The organism is Promicromonospora aerolata, assembly GCF_042682255.1.
In the GTDB taxonomy this organism is placed as follows: Bacteria; Actinomycetota; Actinomycetes; order Actinomycetales; family Cellulomonadaceae; genus Promicromonospora; species Promicromonospora aerolata.
Map to the genome: position 1 here is coordinate 4,010,215 of NZ_JBHUHF010000001.1, position 20,207 is coordinate 4,030,421.

Sequence of the window (20,207 nt, forward strand, 5' to 3'; positions counted from 1 at the left end):
CTCTCCTTCGTTACTTCCCGGCGGTGCCGGGGTCGGTGCCGGATGGCGTCGTGTCGATACGGACGGCCGGCTCGAGGCCGGCAACCTCCCAGCGGCCGTCTCGCGCAACCAGCGTGAGGACGTACTGGGCGGTGGTCGTTTCGCCGTCGAGCCGGGTGAGCTCGACGGTGGTCAGGGCGTGCGTGCCGTCGCCGTCGGCCGGGTCCTCGGTGACCTCGTGCGACCCCTTGATGCCCGTCACGGCCACGGCCGAGTACGGGGCGGGGGTCACCGCGGGGATCGACGTCCCGGGGCGCAGGTAGCGCGTGATCTCGCCGTCGCCGGCGACCATCGCGGTGAGGAACCCGGCGACGGACTGACCGGCCGCCGACGTCGGCGAGATGGTCTCCGAGTAGTCGAGGTCCGGCGGATCAGCGGCTGCTGCCGGGCCGGGGACGGGCGCGGGCAGGGCGAGGGCGGTCACGGCGAGGTCCGGCCCGGACCACTCGGTGTCCGTGCGCTCCACGAGGACCGGCACCTGGAAGTAGCGCCGCACCCATACGAGCGACACCTCCGCCTTCTTGTCGGCCTTGGCGCCGCCGCCCTCTCCCGGGGGCGGGGAGCCGGGTGCGGGCTCGGCGACGTCCACGCCGACGGTCACCGACCACACACCGTCGTCCGCCTGCTCGACCTGCGCCACCGACGAGTCGCGGATGGTCAGACCCTCCTGGGGGAGAGAGCCGACCGGCGCGCTGGTCAGTGAGGCGAGGAGCTGCTGGTCGTTGCTGTCGGCCCGGAGCCAGGTCTCCACGAGCTCGACCGCCCGTTCGTTCGCGGCAGCGGCCTCCGTCGTGCTCGCCCCACCGGCGGACGCGGCCACCGGGGCCGGCTCCGGCCGCAGCGCGGTCCACACCAGCGCGGCGGGTCCGGCCAGCAGCGCGAGCGCAAGCACGGCGCCCCATGCCTTGGTCACGAGCGCGGGTCCGTTGGACCACTCCACGACCTGGGGGGCCGGCTTCTCGCCGTCACCGTTGCCGCCCGACGACGAAGGGGGCGTCGCGGGCCGGTCGGGCCCGCCGGTCCACGGCGAGCCGGTACTGGAGGCGCCGTCGGCCGGCGCGGGCAGCTCGGCCGGCTTGGCGGCCTTCTTGCCACGCCGACGGACGAGGAGCGAGCTCATCGGGTCCGCACCTCGTTCTGCAGGTCTGCCCGGATGCGCTCGCGGGCCTCACGGGCGCTGCGCGCGCGGGGGCTGTCGAGCGCCTCGGTCAGGCGGACCGTCGTGTCCTCCTCGCCGAGGGGATCCTCGGTGAGGGATGCGATGAGGTCGCGCACGAGGGGCGCCACCTCACCGCGGGCCGCGTGCACCTCGGCGGTGTCGCGGAGCAGGGACCACGTGTGGTCGAAGTCCGGTGCGTCGGGTTCCGCACTACGGACGCCCGCACTGCCGAGGTCGGTGCCGCCGAGTCCGGCGCCGGGCGCCTGGTCGAGCTCGTCCTTGCTCATCTCGCCTCTCCCGTTTCTCCGTCTCTTACGTCTGCTGAGCACAAATGGCAGGTGACGAGTTCGTGTGACATCGGTAGTCCACGGGTTTCTGCCAACTGTGACGCAGGTCACATCAGTTCCGGAGGAGCGGGCAACAGTGGCGGGCAACACCCCCCCGATGGACTCGGGGCAGACCGGAGGGGGGAACCGCCATGCCTGCACGGACACCTGCACCAGCAGGGACGCTGATGCGCGAGCTCGACCACGACTGGGCCGACCTGGTCCGCACACGATCGTTCGCGACCGAGATCGAGCGTCTCGCCACGCGGTTTCCGCAGATCGCGGGACTGCGCACGGGCGAGGCGGTCCAGCTCGCTCCCGACGAGGCGGACGAGGTGCTGTACGCGCTCATCGTCGAGCACGCCGCCGGCAGCTTCGCCGCCGGGCGGGCGGTGCTGCAGTGCATGCTCCCCGCGGTGCGCACCATCGTGCGTCGCTCGCGCCGGCACTACCCGGACGTGCAGGACCTCGAGCAGGAGGCCGCCGCAGCGATGTGGGACGCGATCACCCACTACGACCTCGACCGCAGCAGCCGGGTCGCGATGCGGCTGCAGGGGCACACCCTGACCCGCGTCGTCGGCGACCGGGCACCCCACGCCCAGGGTGGCCGGGCGAGCCGCGGGCCGCGGGTCGCCGAGATCCCCACCGACGCGTTCACCCTGACCGTGCTCGAGCGGCCGACGCCCCCCGAGCAGGGGCCGGACGTCGTCTACTCGCTCTCGAGCATGTCCCTCGGCACCACGGGCGAGGTGCTCGACGTCATCGCGTGGGGCCTCGACCAGTGCGCGCTGACGCGGGACGAGTCAGCTCTTCTGGCGCGGCTGTACGCGCCGGACCCCGATCTCCCGGAGTACGCCGAGCTCGGCTCGGGTCGCGGGAACTATCAGCGGCGGGTTGCCCACGAGCTGGGCATCTCGCACGCAGCCTTGCGCCAGCGGGCGAGTCGCGCAGTGCGACGGCTGGCGGAAGCCGTTCAGTCCGGTGGTCTGTCTGGGGGACAGCCGGGCGAACGGGACGGTGAGGAACGAGGACGACCGACGGGCTGAGCACTGGGGGGTGCGTGAAGCCCTGAAGTCGTTCGAAGTTCACCTCATCGCGAGAGGGCCCCACCGCCAGCGGGGCCCTCTCGTTCTGTCCGCATACCTCCCGAACCGCACCAAATGTAAAGGTCACCCGGGGATGGCCTTTGCGGAGGGCAGGGCGTGCGAGACGCTATTCTCACGGCCTGACCTGCGGAGTCAACACCACGACTGTGGTTCTGGCACGTAAGCGGCAGATCGTTTCAAGGTCACTCAATATTCAAGCCATCTCCACAACTTTGAAGTCTGCTTGACCTAGCGGGCACCCGGAACCCTGATTAGCGTTCAACCTGCCGGGTCAGCCCGTGTGGTTGAGGATTGCCTGCGGTGACACACGTGTGCCACCGCGGGGAAGCCCTCGATCAGCACGGGCAGGAGCACGGTGGAGACAGGCGCACGGATGGGAACCTCGATGGGTCCCGCACCGGGGGAACCCGAGGCGGACTCCGCCGACGGGCTCGGAGGAGACGGCACGGTGAGCAGTAACACGAAGGTCGCGAACCAGGAGAAGCACGCCCGGCCAGCGGCACAACCCCAACGGCCCGCACCCCCCGGGCCGCTCAAACCGACGCGCGCCCGCCGTCGGCCGGCGCTCATCGCCCTGGGCCTCGCGCTCGTCGCCCTCAGCGTGCTCGCCTCCGTGTACCTCGCCACCACGCTGGGCGAGACCCAGCGGGTGCTCGCGGTCACGGCCGACGTCCCGCGCGGCGCAGAGATCGAGTCGTCCCACATCGGAGTCGTCGAGCTGCCCATCGGGCCCACCTCGCTCGAGTCGCTGCCCGCCGCGCAGCTCGATCAGATCGCGGACCAGGGCAAGGTCGCAACGGCTGACCTCCGCAACGGTCAGCTCCTGACGTCCGCGAGCTTCGCGGACGAGCTCCAGCCGGCCGCCGGCCGGTCCGTCGTCGGCATCGCCCTCGCGGCCCACCAGATGCCCGGTGTGGAGCCGTTGAAGGCCGGCGACACCGTGCGCGTGGTCGAGACGCCCGCGACCGGCGGCGAACCGCCCGACGAGGCGCCGTTCACCATCTCCGCGGTCGTGCTCGGCGTCAGTGACGACGAGATGCTCGCCGACCAGACGGTCGTCGACGTCGAGGTCGCCTCGAGCGACGCACCGGCGCTCGCCGCCCGGGCCGCGACCGGCCGCGTCGCCCTCATCGTCGACGGGGACGGGTGATCCGCGTGGCTCTCGTCGCCCTCGCCAACGCGAAGGGCTCGCCGGGCACCACGACGGCGGCCCTCGTGCTGGCGCTCCAGTGGCCCCGTCCCGTGCTGCTCGTGGAGGCCGACCTCGCCGGATCGTCGATCCTGGCGGGGTACTTCCGGGGACAGCTGCCGCACGACCGTGGCCTCCAGCCGCTCGCGATCGCGCACTCCCACGGTGACCTCGAAGCCTCCTTCTGGGAGCAGGCCATCCCGCTCGTGCGCAACGATCCGGACAAGAAGCTGCTGCCCGGCATCGTCAGCCCGCACACGGCTCCCGCCGTCGCCAACCTCTGGGGACCGCTGGCCAATCAGCTGGTGGCGCTGGAGCGCGGTGGCATCGACGTCTTGGTCGACCTCGGACGACTCGGCACGGGCGGCGTCGTGCGCGAGGACCGGGAGCCGATCGTCCGCCTCGCGGACCAGGTGCTGATCACCAGCGGCTCCCGCCTGCCCGACATCGCGGTGACACGAGAGCTCGTCAAGTCCCGCACCTCCGTGGTCGACGCCGCGGCGCGGGAGCTCACCAACCTCACCGCGCTCACCGTCGGCCCCGGTCGCCCGTACGACGCCGGCGAGATAGCACGGACGCTCGGCCTCGGGACCGTGGGCGCCCTGGCCTGGGACCCGGTCAACGCCGAGGTGCTGTCCGTGGGTTCCCCCGCGGGGCGCCGGTACCCGACGTCGCCGCTCGTGCGGTCCGCCGGGCCCGTGATCTCGCGCATCCAGGACCGCATCGAGAAGCGTCGCGCTCGGTTCGCCACCGGCCCCCGGGACGGAGGCAGCGCCTCCGGACCCCGGCGCGCGCCCGAGTACGCGGACGGTGCCGCGACCGTGCAGGGCGGCGGACCGTGGCGCGAGGGCCGGGGGAACGCATGACCCCGCCCGAGTTCCCCGACCTCTCGTCGCTACCGATCTTCCACGACGCCGACGACGAGCCGCGCGCACTGCCGCGACGCACCCGTCCCACCGACGGTGCTCCGGGACAGGGCGGGCACTCGGCCCCGGCCCGGAGCCGAGCGGTTCCGGTCGAGCAGACCAACGGGAGGCGGCAGGGCGCTGCCTCGGGGCCCGCCACGGTGAACGGCGGAGCTCCGCCCTCGTCCGGCAACGGCACCTCGCCCTGGGTCGGGGCGGTCGCCCGCGCCGGCCGGGAGTACCACGGGCAGCCCGGCAACCCCCGCCTGCGGGACTCCGAGTTCTGGCGTCAGGTCAACAGCCTGCGCGGCGAGGTGTCCGCCCGCCTCACGACCGCGCTGGCGACCCGCGAGCTGGACGAGGAGCAGCGCGAGGCGCTGGGCCAGGAGCTGATCCAGCAGGTGGTGCGGGACCACAACGACGCACTGCTCTCCGGCGGTCAGCGGAACTGGACGCCCGAGTACCAGGTGGAGGTCACGCGTGCGCTGTTCGACGCGCTCTTCCGGCTCGGCCGCCTGCAGCCGCTCATCGACACCCCTGACGTGGAGAACATCGAGATCACGGGCACGGCGCCCGTGCTCCTGCTGATGGGCGACGGGCGCCGCACGTACGCAGAGCCGATCGCCGACTCCGATGCCGAGCTCATCGACTTCCTCCAATTCCTCGCGGCGCGCGACCCGGCCAACGAGCGGTCGTTCACGCGGGCCAACCCGTTCCTCAACCTGGACCTGCCCGGACGCGTGCGGCTCGCCGCCGTCGGCTGGGTGGTGCCGTGGCCGCGTGTCACGATCCGCCTGCAGCGCCTGCAGTCCGTCGACCTCGAGCTGCTGCGCCGGAACAGCACGGTCGACACCGTGCTGGCCGAGTTCCTGAACGCGGCGGTCCGCGCCCGCAAGTCGATAGTGGTGTCGGGGCAGGGCCAGGGCAGCGGCAAGGCGCTTGCCCTCGAAACCGAGGTGCCGACGCCGTCCGGCTGGACGACCATGGGCGCGTTGAACGCGGGCGACCAGGTCTTCGCCGAGGACGGCACGCCGTGCACCGTTCTCGCCGCTCACGACTACCAGTACGACCGCGCCTGCTACGAGGTGGAGCTCGACGACGGCACGGTGATCACGGCGGATGCGGACCACCTCTGGCGAGTGAGTCGCCGGACTCTTCGGCAAGCACACCAGAAGGCGAACCTCGCACGGCGCAAGGATCCCGCACACTACGTCGACGAGGCCGAGCGCGCCCGGCTCCGAGCTCTCGCTGAGCGGGCCAGCCAGGACGAGGATCGTCTGGTCACGGTGCCCGAGTTCTCGCAGGAGGCCGGTGCGCAGCACCGCGACATCATCCAGCGGGAAGCAAACCGTCTCGGGCCGGCTGGCCACACCTACGTGTCGTGGGTGCGGCACGACGGCCTCCGTGGCGGACGTCCGATGAAGGCGTACTCCCGGCAGGATCTGGCCAAGGCACTGTCTGTTGCACGTGACACTCCGACCAAGGGCGCCAATCGGCGAGCACCCGAGACGGTCGTCATGACCACGCAGGAGATGGTCGACAGCGGCCTGTGGAGCCACAGTGAGGCGAAGTGGAAGACACGCGACTTCGCCATCAACCTGACGAAGCCGATCCAGTACGAACGGACCGACCAGCCAATCAATCCCTATGTGCTTGGGGTCTGGCTCGGAGACGGTGCGACCGCTACAGCCCGTATCGCGACGGCTGACCCGGAAGTCCTGTCTGAGTTCGCTCACGCCGGTTACCCGTGCACGAAGGTCGGCCGGACGAAGTACGACTACGGCGTCGCCGGAAACCTGCAGAGCAAGCTTCGCCACCAGCGACTCATCGGTGACAAGCACATCCCGGCGATCTACCTGCGCGGAGATGTCGATCAGCGCCTGGCACTGCTCCAGGGACTGATGGATTCCGACGGTACGTGCACCAAGACGGGCACGTGCGAGTTCAGCTCGACGCTCCAGGTACTGGCCGAGCAGGTGCGTGAACTGACCGCGGGCCTTGGCTACAAGCCACACATGCGCAAGAAGGACGTGATCTTCAAGGGCCAGTTCGTCGGTCACAGCTGGACCGTGTCATGGACGACCCATGACCCCATGTTCAGGCTCCCGCGCAAGCTGGAGCGGCAGGCGCTCGGGAAGCGTGGCGGTCCCGAGTGGCGCTACGTGGTCGACATCCGCCCCGTCCGTTCGGTGCCGGTCCGATGCATCACCGTGGACTCGCCGTCGTCGCTATACCTGGTGACGAGGCAGTTCGTGGCGACTCACAACACCACGTTGCTCAGGGCACTCTGTGCAGGACTGGACTCCTGGGAGTCCATCGCCACCATCGAGACCGACTACGAGCTCTACCTGCACCTCGAGCCCGAGAAGCACAAGCGGGTGGTGGCCCTGCGCACGCGCGAGGGTTCCGGCGAGATGAACGCGACGGGGCGCCGCGTGGGCGAGATCAACACGAACGTCAACGTGTACGAGTCGCTGCGGCACAACATCTCCCGCGTGATCGTCGGCGAGGTGCGCGGGCCCGAGATCGTGTCCATGTTCCAGGCGATGCAGATGGGCAACGGCTCGCTGTCGACGGTGCACGCCGACGGCGCACGCGACGTCGTCGAACGTCTGGTCGGCATGGCCGTGCAGGACTCCACGCTGTCGGAGACGTACGCGTACCGGCAGGTGGCACAGTCGGTGGACCTCATCGTGTTCCTCCGGGTCGACGCGGCCGGCGACGGCCGCCGCCACCGCTACGTCTCCGAGGTCATCGAGGTGACGCGGGGCGAGGCCGGCAACCCGGTGGCGATCACCGACGTCTTCGAGCCAGGGACGAACGGTCGCGCGGTGCCGAAGACGACCCCGTCCTTCCTCGCCGACCTGGAGGCCGTCGGCTTCGACGCCAACCTCCTGAACTACCGGGACGGGCTCTGGGGGACCGCATGACCATGCTGATCGCCGTGCTGACCGGCCTCGGTCTGGGCCTCGGTCTGTGGTTCGTGGTCGTCGGCGCGCAGAAGTACGAGGCGACGCCGAAGCCGGTCCGGTCCACTCCGCCCTTCCACGGTCTGCTCCGGCTGTTCGGTCTGACCAAGGGTGGCCCGCTGTACCCGCAGCGCAAGATCCTGGGTATCGGTGCGGCCGCGGGACTCGTGGCCGGGATCGTGACCGGCTGGTGGTCGCTCGTGCTGATCGTGCCGGTGCTGATCGTGGGCCTGCCGTCCCTGTTCCGCACCACCACGCACTCCAACGAGGTGGAGAAGCTGACCGACCTGACCGCCTGGGTGCGATCGCTGATCGGCGTGCTGTCCGGCGGCGCCGTCGGGTTGGAGCAGGCGATCGCGGCGACCCTGCACAGCGCGGCACCTTCCGTGCGGCCCTCGCTCGCGCGGCTCGTCGCGCGCCTGGAGGCGCGCCAGCCCATCAAGCCGGCGCTGTACCGGTGGGCCGACGAGATGGACGACTACTCGGCGGACATGATCGCGTCGGCGATGATCCTGGAGTCGGACAACCGCACGGGAGCCGTGGCACCGGCGCTCCGGCAGCTCGCCGAGTCCCTGTCGGCACAGGCCAAGGCCCGCCGGGAGATCGAGACCGAACGCTCGACCGGTCGCGCGACGGTGCGCTGGGTGACCATCGTGACGCTCGTGGTGCTGGCCGCCACGGCGATGTCCGGATACCTCAGCGGTTACGACTCGCCGCTGGGCCAGGTCGTGGCGGTCGTCCTCTTCTGCGCCTACGTCGTGTGCCTGCTGTGGATGCGCAAGATCAGCCTGGGCCAGCCCATCCCGCGGTTCCTCCCCGACGAGCGGAGGGTCTGACATGTGGCCATGGGCAGTGGGAAGCGGCCTGGTCGCCGGGCTCGGTCTGTTCCTCGTGGTGCGTGAGCTGCTGCCGTCGACACCCCGCCTCCAGTCCGCGCTGGACCGCCTGAGCGGCGACGACCGGGTAGAGCCCATCACGGTGTCCGACGGCGGTGAGCTCACCGCCACCCAGCGGTACACCCAGGTGTTCGGTGCCTGGGCCCAGCGCCGGCTCCCCGTCTCGGTGCTGGGGCGGGGCGGCCCGACCCGCGCGGACCTCGACCTGATCGGCAAGACCGCCACCGACCATTACGGCGAGAAGGCCCTCGGCACGGTCATCGCGCTGGTCTCCGTGCCGTTCCTCGGCCTGTGCGTGGGGCTGCTCAACCTGGGGATGCCGGTTTCGGTGCCGCTGGGGGCGTCGCTCGTGTTCGCGCTCGGCGCCTGGTTCCTACCCGACCTCGACGCCCGCGCGAAGGCGAAGCGGGCGCGGCAGGAGTTCGCCCGGGCGGTGTCGACGTACCTCGAGCTGCTCGCGATCGAGCGCATCTCCGGCGCCGGCGCGACGCAGGCGACGTTCGCCGCGGCACAGGTCGCGGGCTCATGGCCCTTCCGGCGGATCGCCGCGACGCTCGAACGGAGCCGATGGGAGGGGCAGGCGCCGTGGGTGGCGCTGCGAGAGCTGGGCGAGGAGGTCGAGGTGGACGCGCTCGGTGAGGTCGCCTCCATCGTGGAGCTCGCCGGTACGCAGGGCTCGGCGATCCACGACCAGCTGCAGTCCAAGGCGGCGGCGATGCGGGACGCGCAGCTGGACGTCGAGCAGCAGCTTGCTCACGATGCGACGGTCCGCATGACGGTGCCGGGAACCATGACCGTTTTCGTGTACTTTTTGATGCTCATTTTCCCGATCGGGGTCACAATGTTTCAGACTGCCCCCTGAACCAGGGACGTCCCCCATGGCGCCTCCGTGTCACACGAACCGGTTCTTACCCATTTGTTGAAGTCGACAGCACCCCAGGAGTCAACATGAACCAGCACCTGAGCCAGGGCCGGTCGGCGACGTCGCGCGTCGCCGCACGGGCGTCGTTGGGCGCGGCGGCGGCGCGTGGTCGCGTCGACGCCCTGAACACCCGCTTTGCCGAGCGTTCGGCCGAGCTCCGCCGTCGGCTGGCCGCCGACTCGGAGGACGACGCCGGTCTGGAGTCCATCGAGGTGGTCGTGCTGTCGGTCGTGGGCCTCGGTATCGCCATCGCGCTCGGTGCGGCGATCAAGGGACTTGTCGACCGCTACATGGCGCAGCTCGGGGGGCCGTAAAGCATGGACGAGCGTGGTGCCGCATCTCTCCAGACCGTTCTGACGTACCCGATCGTTCTGATGCTCATCTTCGCGATGGTGCAAGGAATGCTCTACTTCCACGCGCAGAACACGGCTCAGTCCGTGGCGAACGGGGCCGTCCAGGCCGCGCGCGTCGAGGGCGGCAGCGTCGACGCCGGTTACGCGGAGGCGGCGTCGCGCCTCGATCGTGGGGGCGACGCGTTCGCGTCGGTCAACGTGTCGGTCACGCGCGGGGAAGAGATGGCCACCGCGCGGGTCACCGGGCTCGCACCGTCGATCGTGCCGGGATTCCAGGGGCTGCGGGTCGAGCAGTCGGCCACGGGGCCGGTGGAGCGGTTCACCTCGGCGGTGGTGGGGCCATGAGCGGCGGCCACCGAGAGGTGACCACGCACCTGCTGCCAGAAATCGCCTCGGCCTGGCAGCAGATGCATGCTCGTCCCGAGCGCGGCAACGTCGCCATCAATACCGCCGTCGTCTTCCCGATGCTGCTGCTCATCGGGCTGCTGCTCGTGATGGCGGGACGGCTGGTGCTGGCCGAGGGGGTGGTGCAGTCGGCCGCGAACGAGGCGGCGCGGGCGGCGTCGATCAGCCGGACGGTGAGCATGGCCGACACGCAGGCGAGGTCGACGGCGACCTCGACGCTGGTGAACTCCGGGGTGCGGTGTGCGTCGACGTCGGTGGACCCGGCGACCGACGCGTTCGCGCTGCCGCTCGGGACCGTCGGGACCATCACTGTGCGGGTGGAGTGTGTGGTGCCGCTGCGGGATCTCGGCCTGCCGGGCGCGCCCGGCTCACGAACGATCAGCGCTACCGGGACGTCGGTGCTCGACGCCTACCGGGGGCGGTCATGACCAGGGGGGTCGGGCGGATGTGGGGGTGGCGTGTGCGGACCGGAGGAGCACCGTGGGGTGCACGGGCGACGGTACGGGAGCGGGGTGAGGTCAACATCCTCGCGGCGGGCATGGTGCCCGCGCTCATCATCGCGATCGGCCTGGTGGTCGACGGCGGCGGGCGGCTGCACGCCGAGGACGAGGCCGAGTACGCCGCCGACCAGGCCGCACGGGCCGCGGCACAACAGATCCGGATCGACCGCGCCCAGCTGGGGCTGCCACCCGAGGTGGACCCCGCGCGCGCGAACCAGGCTGCCGCCGAGACGCTCGGTGCGCTCGGGGTGCAGGGCGGCGTGACCGCCGTCAACGGCGCCACCGTCAACGTGGGAACCGAGGTCACCTACGAGACCACGTTCCTGACGTTGATCGGAATCAGCTCGCTCAGTGTCACGGCTGACGCCGAGGCGCGGGCAGTCCGCGGGATAGGGCAGGAGGAACCCTGATGAGCACCTCGACGGTCCAGGGTAGGGCGGTGTCGGGCGGGCCCGACGAACCGCGGCGCGGCACGGGCGCACGCGTGGTGCGGGGGCTGGGCGCGGCCCTGCTGCTCGTCGCGCTCGTCGTCGGTATCCCGATCGGCCTGTGGCTCCTCGGCGGGCCGATCTGGACCGGCCCCGTCAGCCTCAGCCGCGTCGTCTCGGTGCTCAGCAGCCCCGACGTGACGGGGTCGGTGCTGCTCGGGCTGGTCAAGGTCGTCGGCTGGGTCGGGTGGCTGACCTTCGCGATCGCCGTGGTGATCGAGGTCGTCGCGGCGCTGCGTGGCCGTCGCTCGCCGCACGTGCGCGGGCTCGGGGCGCAGCAGCGTGCCGCCTCGGTACTGGTCGGTGCGGTGATCACGATGCTCGTCGCGGCGCCGTCAGTGGCGCCGGCGATGGCCGCGACCACGCCGCTCGAGACCGGTGCCGGCGGGACCGTCGTGTCCGCGCCGGTGCTGCCGGGTGCCGCCGTGCCGACCGGTGGCGTGGCGGCGGAGGCCGGAGAGAACGCGGGGGAGGACGCGGCGCCGCCGCCGACCTACACCGTGCAGCCGGGGGACTCGCTGTGGCGGATCGCCGAGCAGACCCTCGGCGACGGCGCGCGGTTCAAGCAGATCGCCGACCTCAACTACGGCGTGCCGCAGGCCGACGGAGGCGCGCTCGACGCCGGGAACTGGATCGAGCCGGGCTGGGTGCTCTTGCTGCCGGCGGAAGCGTCGGCGGAGGCGGGAGTCACGCCGACGTCGACCGGCCGTGCCGGTGCCGGCGAGGACGAACCGGTCGGGATCGCACCGTCGAAGAGCTCGGACGACGAGGGTTCCGCGCGGGGCGCGGGCTCGGACGACCGGGACGAGCAGGCCGGCGGTGGCGCTGATGACCAGGGTGCCGCGGACGACTCGGTGGGAACCGTCGACGTGCGCAACCGTGGCGCTGCGCCGGAGAACGCCGAGGTCGTCGTCGAGTCCGGCGACACCCTGTGGGGCATCGCCGAGGAGGAGCTCGGCGACGGGACCAAGTACCCGGAGGTCTTCGAGGCGTCCCGGGACACGGAACAGCCGGGCGGGGCGCGGCTCACCGACCCCGACCTCATCCTTCCCGGCTGGACCGTGACCGTCCCCGGTGCGGGAGAGTCGACGTCGGGGGCCCGGACCGAGGGCGGGCGCACCGACGACGCCGCTCAGCGGTCACCGGGCGCTGACAAGTCTGCCGACACGTCGTCCGACGCGGCTGCCGACGCAGGTTCTGATGCAGCCTCCGACGCTGGAGACGAGAAGGCCGCCGCGGACGAGGCGACCCCTGACGATGCGGCCGGGGAGTCGACCGCGTCACCGGAGTCGACGCCGGAGGGCTCCGGTGCTGACAAGCCGGACACGGCGGAATCCGCCGGTGGGGCTGCCGGTCTGGGCTCCGAGCGGCCGGGTGCCGAGCAGTCCGACAAGTCCGGGTCGGAGCAGGGCACGCCGTCCGCGGAGGTGACGCCGGAGGGCGCCGTCGAGGTCGAGCCCGAGGACATCGAGGAGCCTGGCGGCGCGGGGAACGACCTGGTCGAGCAGGACACGCCGTCCGCGGAGCGGCCACGCGGCGAGCAGCCGGCGGGCGAGACCCCGGTCGGTCCGCAGCCGAGCCGCATGGGCCAGAACGCGGGGCCCAAGGTGCCCGCCGCGGACCAGGACGGTGCGGGCCGGGATGCTGGGCAGAGCGGCGCGGGGCAGCAAGGGTCCGACACACCCGACCCCGCCGACGTCGGGACCGGGACCGCGGGTATCGGTAGCCCCGAGGCGAAGGATCCTGCTCCCGAGAAGAAGGAGCCCGCGCCCGAGAAGACGGCGGAGGGGACTCTCGTTCCCCAGGTTCCGCCGGCCCCACGGGACACTCCTGTGCCCCAGTACGACGAGGTCACGCCGGAGGACCTCCGCAACGACCCCAACCTCGAGCCGGGCGAGTCGGAGCCCCTGGGCGGCAGCGCGCCGGGCGACCCCATCCCCGGCGAAGGCCTGATCGCCGACGAGCTCCTGCCGCAGGACGGAGCCGACAAGCCCTCCGACCAGGAGACGGCGTCCGGCAACGGGACGACCTGGGGCAGCGATTCGACGCCGGACAGCGACGCCGCCGTCGAGAACCGTGGAGAAGGCCCGGCCGAGAAGTCCGCGCCGACCGTGCCCGCCGTGCCCGAGTCCGACAGCTCGGTCGGTGGGTCGGCCGGCGGGTCGGTGACCGACGAGGTCCTGCCCGACGAGATCGCCGGGGACGAGCCGATCGTCGAGGACGGCGCCCCCGAGGTCGCCGTGGAGACGTTCGTGCCCACGGAAGCCGCCGCGCCCGTCGATGCACCTGTGGACGCAGCCGCAGCCCGGGAGACGCTCCCACCCGTCGACGTGGCGGGAGCCACCACGGCGGTACCCACCGCCGATGCGACCGGCGGCGTTGCCGCCACGGCCGCCGGCGAAGCCGCACCGCTGCTGGACACGGTCGGCAACGTCGTCTCCGACGCCATCGAGGACGTCGACGAGTCCGTGGGCATCCGCACGGCAGCCGGCGTCGGCGGGCTGCTCGCGGCAGGGCTGCTCGCCCTGGTCACCGTGAAGCGACGCCGGGCGCGCAAGAGCCGGGAGCCCGGCCAGACCATCGTCGTCCCCGGACCCGACACCGCGGCGGGTGCGCTCGAGCGCGACCTGCGCACCGTCGAGGACCCCTTCGGGCGCGACCAGGTCGACCGTGCGCTGCGCAGCCTCGCGCAATGGCACCGTGAACGCGGACTGCCCCTGCCGGGTCTGCGCTTCGCCCGCCTCAAGAGCGGCGAGTTCGTCGAGCTCTATCTGGAGCGCGCGGCCGACCTGCCCGAGCCCTGGGCCAGCACCACCGACCAGTTCGTCTGGCAGCTCGCGGCCGGAGACGCCGACGCCGCGGCCCAGGTCGCGACCACCCCGACCGCCGAGGACGGCGAAGCGCCCTACCCGGCCCTCGTCACCGTCGGGCACGACGACGAGAACACGCACCTCATGCTCGACCTCGAGCACCTCGGGTGCCTCGACATCCGCGGCACGGACGCCGCCGCGCAGGCCACGCTCGCGGCGCTCGCCGTCGAGCTGGCCACGAGTCTCTGGGCCGACGATCTCCAGGTCACCGTGGTCGGCACTCTCGGTGAGCTGCCGGGCGTGGTCGACACGGGCCGGGTCCGGCACGTGTCCAGCCTGGCGGGCATCATCCGCGAGCTGGAGGCCCGTGCGGCCGACGTCGACCGCACCCTCGACCAGGTGGGGGCCACCTCGGTGGCAGATGCGCGCGGTCGCGGGCTGGCGACGGATGCCTGGACACCCGAGATCCTGCTCGTGGGGGAGCAGCTCGGCCTGGTCGAGCGCGCGAAGCTCGCGGGTCTGGTCGAGCGGGTGCCCGGCGTGGGGATCGCGGCCGTGACCTCCAGTGCGGAGGTCGGCGACTGGGTGCTCGACCTCACGGGTGAGCTCACCAACGGCGACACCACCCGCGGCATCCTCATGCCCGCCTACATCGCCGTGCGCCCGCAGCAGCTCGACGCCGTCACCTACGCCCAAGCGCTTGCCTTGTTGGCCGACCCCGAGACCGCACCTGGCCCCAGCTGGAGCCGTTCGATCGACCGCACGGAACCGACGCTGGAGGAGATCCCCATGGACGACGGTGTCCGCGCCGGTGCCGCGGATTCGGACGTCGCGGTGGGCGAGGCGTCGGGACCCGCACCGGCGCCCGGTTACGGGACCGGCGGCACTGGCGGGGTCCCGACGACGTCGGGCCGGCGACGGGAGAGCTTCGCACCGTGGGCCACGGCTGCGGTCAGCGTGGCGACACCGCCGCTGGGCACGCCGGTCGTGCCTGGCCAGCGGACCGAGCCCGGGGTGCAGGCCCAGCCGTCGGAGACCATCGAGACCCGTGTGGTCCCCGAGCCCGTCGAAGCGGAACCGCGGACGGTCGAGGCACCGGTCGTACGGGTGCTCGGCAGTGTGGAGCTTGCCGGTACGACGGGCGTGGAGCTGCCGTCCACGCACCAGCGGCAGGCGACCGAACTCATCGCGTTCCTGGCGTTCAACCCGGGCTCGCGGGGGTCGGACATCTCGCAGGCGCTGTGGCCGTCGCGCGAGCCGAACCTCGCCACCCGGCGCTCCGCCGTGTCGCGGGCCCGCCGCTGGCTGGGCACGGACCCAGGAGGCTACGAGTACCTGCCCCGCTACTGGTCCGCGGACGACGGCGGCCAGGCCGACCTCGAGTCCGCCGGCTATCGGCTGCGCGGCGTGAAGACGGACTGGCACACGTTCTGCGACCTGGTCGGTTCGGATCTCACCCAGACCCCGACGCCGGACCTGCTGGCCGCGCTGGACCTGGTGCGTGGACGGCCGTTCGAGGGCGTGCCGCTGCGTAAGTACGTCTGGGCCGAGCAGCTGATGCACACGATCTCGTCGGGCGTGGTGGACGTGTCCCACGAGGTGGCGCGCCGCGCACTGCTCGCGGGCGACGTGGCGATGGCACGGCATGCCTCGCAGGTGGGCCGGCTCGCCGACCCGGTGGACGAGCGATCGTGGCGCAACGGGATCCGCGCCGAGATCGCCTCCGGACGGCGGGATGCGGTGGGCCGGCTCGTGGACCGTCTGCGCGACCACCTGGAGCAGCTCGCGATGGAACCCGAGCCGGACACCGAGGAGCTGCTGGCGCAGGTGGACGAGCAGGACCGTCGCCGTGGAGCCGACGCGGGCCGGACACCGCGGGCTTGATCCACAGGTTTTCCACAGGGCCCGCTTTCCGGATCAAGTAGGGCCGGTTAGCGTCGTGACCGGCTGTTGCGGATACGCAACGGCGGGGCGTGAGCGGCAAGGGGACGCGGAATGGGTAGCGCGACGATGCGTGTGGCGGGGCTGGTCGTAGGGGTCGGGTTGGCGTTGTCCGCTTGTACCGGCCCTCCGGATGCGGAACCTTCTCCGTCCGGTGAGCCGACGTCGGCTGCGCCGGCCCCTGGTCCGTCTTCGTCTCCGCCCGGGCCGGCTAAGCCGGAGCGGCCGGATGCGATGAAGCGGAAGGACGCGAAGGGTGCTGCTGCTGCGGCGGAGTACTACTTATCCCTCTACTCCTACACCAAGGCGACTGGTGATACCGAAGAGTGGAACACGATGTCGCATCGAGCGTGCAGCTTTTGTAAGACCGTGAGCGAGCGGGCGAAAGAAATTAAGGCAAATGGGGAAAGTTTCACGGGTGGGAAACTCGCCACGGAGGTGCTCGATGAGTACGTTCGGGACGATTTGACAGGGATTTTCCCTCTCGACATCCAAATCACTCAGGCTGCATATACGACCAGAAGTTCCAGCGGCAAGGTGATCGATGAATCGAAAAGGGCGACAGATATCCGTCGGATAGAGATGGGCCGGCAAGATGGCGCCTGGGTCGTTGTGACTGTTGCGCCAGTTCCTGGAGCCGAGTCATGAGTGCGCTCCTGATGCTGTCGTTGGCCAGTGGGCTCGCATTAACCCGTCCCGAATTCTGCAGTGATGATATGTTTTGCGAATCCTCCGGTGGGAGTGTGAACGTTGCTGCGGAACTTCCTGCGCAGCCGGGTGCAGCGATTGCGCCAACGGACTCACCTAACACCAATGCGGCAGCGACAGCTCCTCCTGTGCGTCAATGGCGTGTCACACCCGCAATGTGTTTGCTGGGCGACCTCAGCGGGGCCACCGCATTCGCCGAGTCCTGCAACGAGGGCCGTCAGCTCGCTTACGCCGGGATCGACTGCGAGGAGGATGAGCAGGCGGTCGGTGCCCTGTTCGAGCAGCGCCGGGAGTCGGACGGATGGTCGGACGCTGACATGGTCGAGGAGGAGTCCTGCTTGGCCGAACGCCGGCAGCAGGTCGATATCCCGGCGGCCGCGGCACGGGCGTTCCAGGAGATGCAGATCGCACCGTCAGAGATCAATGTGCAACCACCGGACGGATGGACGCTGGTCAACGTCGAGACGATCGCCTTCACTGACACCACGCCCCGAACAATGAGCACCAGTTTGTTCGGTATACCCGTCGAGATCCGCGCGATACCGAGCAACTACTCGTGGGACTTCGGTGACGGGTCTGCACCTCTGGTCACCACGCACCCCGGTACGCCCTATCCCGCGCACACGATCGCGCACGCCTACGCGAAGCAGGGCGTGGCCACCATCTCGCTCACCACTACCTGGCATGGTCAGTTCCGCTTGGCAGGCGAGCCGACCTGGCACGACGTGGCGGGAGAGGGCACCACGGTGTCGTCGTCGGACAGCCTGGAGATCGTTGAAGCGAGGGCGCGGCTGGTGGAAGACCTGTACGGCGGATAAGTGCTTACGGAGCCGCCGAGGGAGGTGCGCCGCGAGTATCGAGGCAACGGTCGATCACTGCGGTGAGCTCGAGCGCAAGCGGGAGCTCGGCCTGTTCGGCCGGTGTGACGTCGTCGTAGAGGGTGATGGCGACCGGGCCGGGTTCCTTGTCGGCCGGGCCGTCGGTGCAGAGGAGTACCCCCACGCTGCTGCGGTGGGCCTCCGGGACCCGGACCAGGTCGTCGACAAGATCGAGGGTGTAGCGAGTGCGGGCCACCAGGGCGGGATCGAACCTTCCGGCCTGGACCTGGATGGCGATGTAGCGCATCTGGATGACGTGGAAGAGCAGCAGGTGGATGGTGTAGTCGCGGTCGTCCTCGGTGATGCTCAGGTGTCGGTCGACCAGGCACATATGGCGTGGTGGCACGGCGAGCAGGTCCTCGAGATGGTCCACCACGACGCCGGTGAACGAGCGGCGGATCGACTCGACGAGCTCGCCGACGACGTCCTCGAACCCTTCGGGCCGGAAGTCCTCGGTGCGCTGGAAGAAGCTCATGACCGGGTCCTCGTGATCTCATCAGTGACGACGGCAGCCCGGCACTTGATCAGATCGAGACCAGTCGACCAGTAGCGGCGCAGTGCTCCGGTGCACGCAGCGTGGGCTGCGCGGAACGGTGCGTCGCGGACGTGGGGCTTGAGGTCCGCGATGTACTCGGCATGGTCGACCAGCTCCGCTTCGCTGGCACAGTGGTTGGAATCGCTCATGGACCAAGCCTGTAGAGATACTTCAGCATCCGCTACCCGAGTTGCATATAAGCAACGAAAACACACGAGCGGCTTACGGGTTGGAGCCGACTCATGACGAGTTACTGGACCTTCGTTGTCCAACGTTGGTGAGGTGTTGTGAATTATCACGGAGACACCTTGCTAGGAAGACCGATGTAGCGCACCCTTGCTTACGGCCGTGTTCATTGAGTTCTGCCCGAAGTTGAGGGAGTCGCCGGATGGTCTCGTCCGCCATCACGCCCACGCGCACCATCGCCGTCCTCATCGGAGTCGCAGTCATTGCGGTAGCCGGGTTCGCGGTCGTGCGCTCGGGAGTGTTCGAGCCGGAGACGGTCCAAGGTGCGATCCCCGGTCCTGGCTCGTCATCACCGTCCGCTTCTCCTTCAGCCTCCGAGAGCCCTACGGCTCTGCCGTCCCCGACTCCGACGGCGTCGCCCGAGCCGACCACGCCGGCGCAGATCAAGGCGAAGAACATCGCTGAGGCGAAGGCCCGGCTCGTGGAGTACTACGAGACCACGGCGGCGGTGGCGAATAACGGATATAAGGATTGGGACACGCAACTTAGGCCGTTCTGGGGGCACCCGGCGTTGCGTTCGTCACTTCGAGCTGCCTATTCGGATTCTGCCGCGTCGGGTGATTACACGACCGGCGCAGCATCAGTTGAGTCCATGAATCCAACCAAATACAAGACTTCGGACGTTGGCAACGAAGAGGTGCATCTCAACGCCTGCGTCCATTTTGGTGACGTGCGCAACTTCTCGCAAGACGGCAAGGAGATTCCTCGAACTTCTGGTGCTCCTGTTCGTTACCAATTCGACTATGTAATGCGTCACCAGGGGCCAGACAGCTACTGGACGATTAACGAGCAGCACCCGCATCCGGAGCAGGCATGCTGATCTCGCCATTGACACAGATGCTTGAACGACGCCTGATCGCCTCAGTCGCAGTAATGGCGACGGTTATTGTCGTGCTCCTGCCAGTTCCTGTTGCAGTCGCAGACGAATGTACGCCTACGCCGCTTCCAAACGGCGTTGTGATTCCCTGCACGGATGACGGTGATGGTGGCGAAGGTGGGGGAGAAGATGGCGGCGATACGGGCGGTGGCGGAGGCTCAAATATCTGCCGCGACCTTGACGAAATAGTGCCATGTGGCACTGAGTATGGTGCATGGGACGGCGACTGCTATGTGCGAAATGCAAGCCCGCAGCCCCCTGCTGGTGACCCGGCGTGGGAAGGTCATGAACCCGACGGCGACGGGGTGGTCCTTGAGTGCACGCCGCCTGCTTGTGCTGAAGCAGGCGGGAACCTGGAGAACTGCCCGGGGCATTCGTACTATTGGTCAGCCACTCCGGCCGCTCCTGTCGGTCCCTCCGCAGAAGAGCTCGCCCAACGCGCCGTCGCCCAAATGAACCTCACCACCGGCCAGATCGGATCGACGCCGCCATCCTCCAGTAGTGCCCCGAATTCCGTGGGCACGATTGGCCTCCCGGTCTGGTTGTGGATCGCCGACGATTCAGAAAACGCCGTCGGCCCGATAGTCAGTTCAGCGAGTGGTGGATCCTTGACCGTCACCGCCACGGGAACGCTCGATCGGGTCGAGTGGACTCTGACGAACGCGAATGGCACCACAGTCGGCGCAATTTCGTGCGAAGGGGCCAACGCTCCGGGCACGCCCTATGACGGCCGCAACGTCGCGGAACCGTCGCCCACGTGCGGATTCGGGGCCGACCTGAACAATAGCCCCGGCAACCTGACCCTGACGGGTACGGCGCACTGGTCGGTCGAATGGGAGGGTGGCACGGAAGAGGGCCATATCGATTTCACGGCGCCGAGCAACAGCACACAGATCCGGATTGGCGAGCTCCAGATGCTCGTGCAGGACTAGTCCCACCGGCACGCGAGCCGTCA

19 protein-coding genes are annotated in these 20,207 nt (G+C 70.0%); 15 read left to right on the plus strand and 4 right to left on the minus strand.

Annotated elements, in window-relative coordinates:
- Positions 1–10: 10 nt before the first annotated feature.
- Both ACFSL2_RS17875 and ACFSL2_RS17880 read right to left on the minus strand, forming a co-directional pair.
- On the minus strand, positions 11–1,159 hold the full coding sequence (locus ACFSL2_RS17875) for a conjugal transfer protein (RefSeq protein WP_377199127.1): 1,149 nt from the start codon (positions 1,157–1,159) through the stop codon (positions 11–13).
- Positions 1,156–1,485 carry a hypothetical protein gene (locus tag ACFSL2_RS17880; RefSeq protein ID WP_377199128.1) on the minus strand — a complete coding sequence of 110 codons (330 nt, stop codon included), beginning with the start codon at positions 1,483–1,485 and terminating at the stop codon, positions 1,156–1,158. Before ACFSL2_RS17880 ends, ACFSL2_RS17875 begins: the two co-directional genes overlap by 4 nt.
- A 191-nt stretch (positions 1,486–1,676) precedes the next feature.
- On the opposite strand from ACFSL2_RS17880, the gene ACFSL2_RS17885 reads away from it, so the two are divergent.
- The 13 genes from ACFSL2_RS17885 to ACFSL2_RS17945 all read left to right on the plus strand — a co-directional run bounded on the left by ACFSL2_RS17885 (position 1,677) and on the right by ACFSL2_RS17945 (position 17,534).
- Positions 1,677–2,570 carry a sigma-70 family RNA polymerase sigma factor gene (locus tag ACFSL2_RS17885; RefSeq protein ID WP_377199129.1) on the plus strand — a complete coding sequence of 298 codons (894 nt, stop codon included), beginning with the start codon at positions 1,677–1,679 and terminating at the stop codon, positions 2,568–2,570.
- 508 nt (positions 2,571–3,078) lie between these two features.
- On the plus strand, positions 3,079–3,780 hold the full coding sequence (locus ACFSL2_RS17890) for a hypothetical protein (RefSeq protein WP_377199130.1): 702 nt from the start codon (positions 3,079–3,081) through the stop codon (positions 3,778–3,780).
- Positions 3,781–3,785: 5 nt separating this feature from the next.
- Positions 3,786–4,685, plus strand: coding sequence for a hypothetical protein (locus ACFSL2_RS17895; RefSeq protein WP_377199131.1), 900 nt, complete (start codon positions 3,786–3,788; stop codon positions 4,683–4,685).
- Positions 4,682–7,654: an ATPase, T2SS/T4P/T4SS family gene (locus tag ACFSL2_RS17900; protein WP_377199132.1), complete on the plus strand. Its 2,973-nt coding sequence runs from the start codon at positions 4,682–4,684 to the stop codon at positions 7,652–7,654. The genes ACFSL2_RS17895 and ACFSL2_RS17900 overlap by 4 nt, the downstream gene beginning before the upstream one ends.
- Complete coding sequence (locus ACFSL2_RS17905) at positions 7,651–8,529, plus strand: type II secretion system F family protein (protein ID WP_377199133.1); 879 nt, start codon at positions 7,651–7,653, stop codon at positions 8,527–8,529. The genes ACFSL2_RS17900 and ACFSL2_RS17905 overlap by 4 nt, the downstream gene beginning before the upstream one ends.
- 1 nt (position 8,530) lies before the next feature.
- Positions 8,531–9,451, plus strand: a complete 921-nt coding sequence (locus ACFSL2_RS17910; protein WP_377199134.1) for a hypothetical protein — start codon at positions 8,531–8,533, stop codon at positions 9,449–9,451.
- 86 nt (positions 9,452–9,537) lie between these two features.
- Positions 9,538–9,825 carry a hypothetical protein gene (locus tag ACFSL2_RS17915; RefSeq protein ID WP_377199135.1) on the plus strand — a complete coding sequence of 96 codons (288 nt, stop codon included), beginning with the start codon at positions 9,538–9,540 and terminating at the stop codon, positions 9,823–9,825.
- Between the two features lie 3 nt (positions 9,826–9,828).
- Positions 9,829–10,209 carry a TadE/TadG family type IV pilus assembly protein gene (locus ACFSL2_RS17920; protein ID WP_377199136.1) on the plus strand — a complete coding sequence of 127 codons (381 nt, stop codon included), beginning with the start codon at positions 9,829–9,831 and terminating at the stop codon, positions 10,207–10,209.
- Positions 10,206–10,697, plus strand: a complete 492-nt coding sequence (locus ACFSL2_RS17925; protein WP_377199137.1) for a TadE/TadG family type IV pilus assembly protein — start codon at positions 10,206–10,208, stop codon at positions 10,695–10,697. Before ACFSL2_RS17920 ends, ACFSL2_RS17925 begins: the two co-directional genes overlap by 4 nt.
- On the plus strand, positions 10,694–11,179 hold the full coding sequence (locus tag ACFSL2_RS17930) for a pilus assembly protein TadG-related protein (RefSeq protein WP_377199138.1): 486 nt from the start codon (positions 10,694–10,696) through the stop codon (positions 11,177–11,179). The genes ACFSL2_RS17925 and ACFSL2_RS17930 overlap by 4 nt, the downstream gene beginning before the upstream one ends.
- Positions 11,179–15,951, plus strand: coding sequence for a LysM peptidoglycan-binding domain-containing protein (locus ACFSL2_RS17935; protein ID WP_377199139.1), 4,773 nt, complete (start codon positions 11,179–11,181; stop codon positions 15,949–15,951). Before ACFSL2_RS17930 ends, ACFSL2_RS17935 begins: the two co-directional genes overlap by 1 nt.
- A 126-nt stretch (positions 15,952–16,077) precedes the next feature.
- A complete protein-coding gene (locus ACFSL2_RS17940) occupies positions 16,078–16,656 on the plus strand; it encodes a DUF6318 family protein (RefSeq protein ID WP_377200850.1) in 579 nt (192 codons plus the stop codon).
- Positions 16,653–17,534 carry a PKD domain-containing protein gene (locus ACFSL2_RS17945; RefSeq protein ID WP_377199140.1) on the plus strand — a complete coding sequence of 294 codons (882 nt, stop codon included), beginning with the start codon at positions 16,653–16,655 and terminating at the stop codon, positions 17,532–17,534. The genes ACFSL2_RS17940 and ACFSL2_RS17945 overlap by 4 nt, the downstream gene beginning before the upstream one ends.
- 4 nt (positions 17,535–17,538) lie before the next feature.
- Here ACFSL2_RS17945 and ACFSL2_RS17950 read toward each other — a convergent pair whose 3' ends face one another.
- Positions 17,539–18,069: a PDDEXK nuclease domain-containing protein gene (locus ACFSL2_RS17950; RefSeq protein WP_377199141.1), complete on the minus strand. Its 531-nt coding sequence runs from the start codon at positions 18,067–18,069 to the stop codon at positions 17,539–17,541.
- On the minus strand, positions 18,066–18,278 hold the full coding sequence (locus ACFSL2_RS17955) for a hypothetical protein (protein ID WP_377199142.1): 213 nt from the start codon (positions 18,276–18,278) through the stop codon (positions 18,066–18,068). Before ACFSL2_RS17955 ends, ACFSL2_RS17950 begins: the two co-directional genes overlap by 4 nt.
- 239 nt (positions 18,279–18,517) lie before the next feature.
- Between ACFSL2_RS17955 and ACFSL2_RS17960 the strand changes: the two genes are divergently transcribed.
- The gene (locus ACFSL2_RS17960; RefSeq protein WP_377199143.1) at positions 18,518–19,195 is read left to right on the plus strand and encodes a hypothetical protein; all 678 of its coding nucleotides are present in this window, start codon (positions 18,518–18,520) and stop codon (positions 19,193–19,195) included.
- Positions 19,196–19,704: 509 nt separating this feature from the next.
- On the plus strand, positions 19,705–20,184 hold the full coding sequence (locus ACFSL2_RS17965) for a hypothetical protein (RefSeq protein WP_377199144.1): 480 nt from the start codon (positions 19,705–19,707) through the stop codon (positions 20,182–20,184).
- The last annotated feature ends 23 nt before the right edge of the window (positions 20,185–20,207 follow it).